A 1,808-nucleotide genomic window follows, 5' to 3' on the forward strand; every position below is an offset into this window, starting at 1 on the left:
TGGTGGGTCTGAGTAGACTCGAACTACCGACCTCACCCTTATCAGGGGTGCGCTCTAACCACCTGAGCTACAGACCCATCTGTACTTTTGCTCTATCTCTTGCAATCAATCATCTGTGTGGGTACTTATGCCGTAAATGCTTTAGGTAAGGAGGTGATCCAACCCCAGGTTCCCCTAGGGTTACCTTGTTACGACTTCACCCCAGTCATGAATCACAAAGTGGTAAGCGCCCTCCCGAAGGTTAAGCTACCTACTTCTTTTGCAACCCACTCCCATGGTGTGACGGGCGGTGTGTACAAGGCCCGGGAACGTATTCACCGCAACATTCTGATTTGCGATTACTAGCGATTCCGACTTCACGCAGTCGAGTTGCAGACTGCGATCCGGACTACGATATGCTTTAAGAGATCCGCTCACTGTCGCCAGCTTGCCTCCCTCTGTACATACCATTGTAGCACGTGTGTAGCCCTACTCGTAAGGGCCATGATGACTTGACGTCGTCCCCACCTTCCTCCGGTTTATCACCGGCAGTCTCCCTAGAGTTCCCGACCGAATCGCTGGCAACTAAGGATAAGGGTTGCGCTCGTTGCGGGACTTAACCCAACATTTCACAACACGAGCTGACGACAGCCATGCAGCACCTGTCTCAGAGTTCCCGAAGGCACCAATCCATCTCTGGAAAGTTCTCTGGATGTCAAGAGTAGGTAAGGTTCTTCGCGTTGCGTCGAATTAAACCACATGCTCCACCGCTTGTGCGGGCCCCCGTCAATTCATTTGAGTTTTAATCTTGCGACCGTACTCCCCAGGCGGTCTACTTAATGCGTTAGCTGCGCTACTCAAAGTACAAGACCTCGAACAGCTAGTAGACATCGTTTACGGCGTGGACTACCAGGGTATCTAATCCTGTTTGCTCCCCACGCTTTCGCACCTGAGCGTCAGTATCGAGCCAGGGGGCCGCCTTCGCCACCGGTATTCCTCCACATCTCTACGCATTTCACCGCTACACGTGGAATTCTACCCCCCTCTCTCGTACTCTAGCTTGCCAGTTTCAAATGCAATTCCCAGGTTGAGCCCGGGGATTTCACATCTGACTTAACAAACCGCCTGCGTGCGCTTTACGCCCAGTAATTCCGATTAACGCTTGCACCCTCTGTATTACCGCGGCTGCTGGCACAGAGTTAGCCGGTGCTTCTTCTGCGAGTAACGTCAAGAAATTGCGCTATTAACACAACTCCCTTCCTCCTCGCTGAAAGTGCTTTACAACCCGAAGGCCTTCTTCACACACGCGGCATGGCTGGATCAGGGTTGCCCCCATTGTCCAATATTCCCCACTGCTGCCTCCCGTAGGAGTCTGGACCGTGTCTCAGTTCCAGTGTGGCTGATCATCCTCTCAAACCAGCTAGAGATCGTCGCCTTGGTGAGCCTTTACCCCACCAACTAGCTAATCTCACTTGGGTTCATCCGATGGCGTGTGGCCCGAAGGTCCCACACTTTGGTCCGTAGACATTATGCGGTATTAGCCACCGTTTCCAGTGGTTGTCCCCCGCCATCGGGCAGATCCCCAAGCATTACTCACCCGTCCGCCGCTCGTCATCGTCTAGCAAGCTAGACATGTTACCGCTCGACTTGCATGTGTTAGGCCTGCCGCCAGCGTTCAATCTGAGCCATGATCAAACTCTTCAATTAAAGTTTTGACTCAGTATTACTGACTAATAAATTGACTATTGGTCACTCATACTGATTATTCGTTTGCACGTATCAACACAAGTACCCACACAGATAATTGATTGCTTATTGTTAAAGAGCAG

At 51.7% G+C, this 1,808-nt stretch carries 1 tRNA gene and 1 rRNA gene; both read right to left on the reverse strand.

From position 1 onward, the window contains the following. Nucleotides 1-77: transfer RNA gene (locus tag Q3O59_RS15830), tRNA-Ile, on the reverse strand. 69 nt (nucleotides 78-146) lie between these two features. Continuing rightward, nucleotides 147-1,686: ribosomal RNA gene (locus Q3O59_RS15835) — 16S ribosomal RNA — on the reverse strand. Nucleotides 1,687-1,808: the final 122 nt, after the last annotated feature.

It is taken from the genome of Alkalimonas delamerensis (genome assembly GCF_030717955.1).
Lineage (GTDB): Bacteria > Pseudomonadota > Gammaproteobacteria > Enterobacterales > Alteromonadaceae > Alkalimonas > Alkalimonas delamerensis.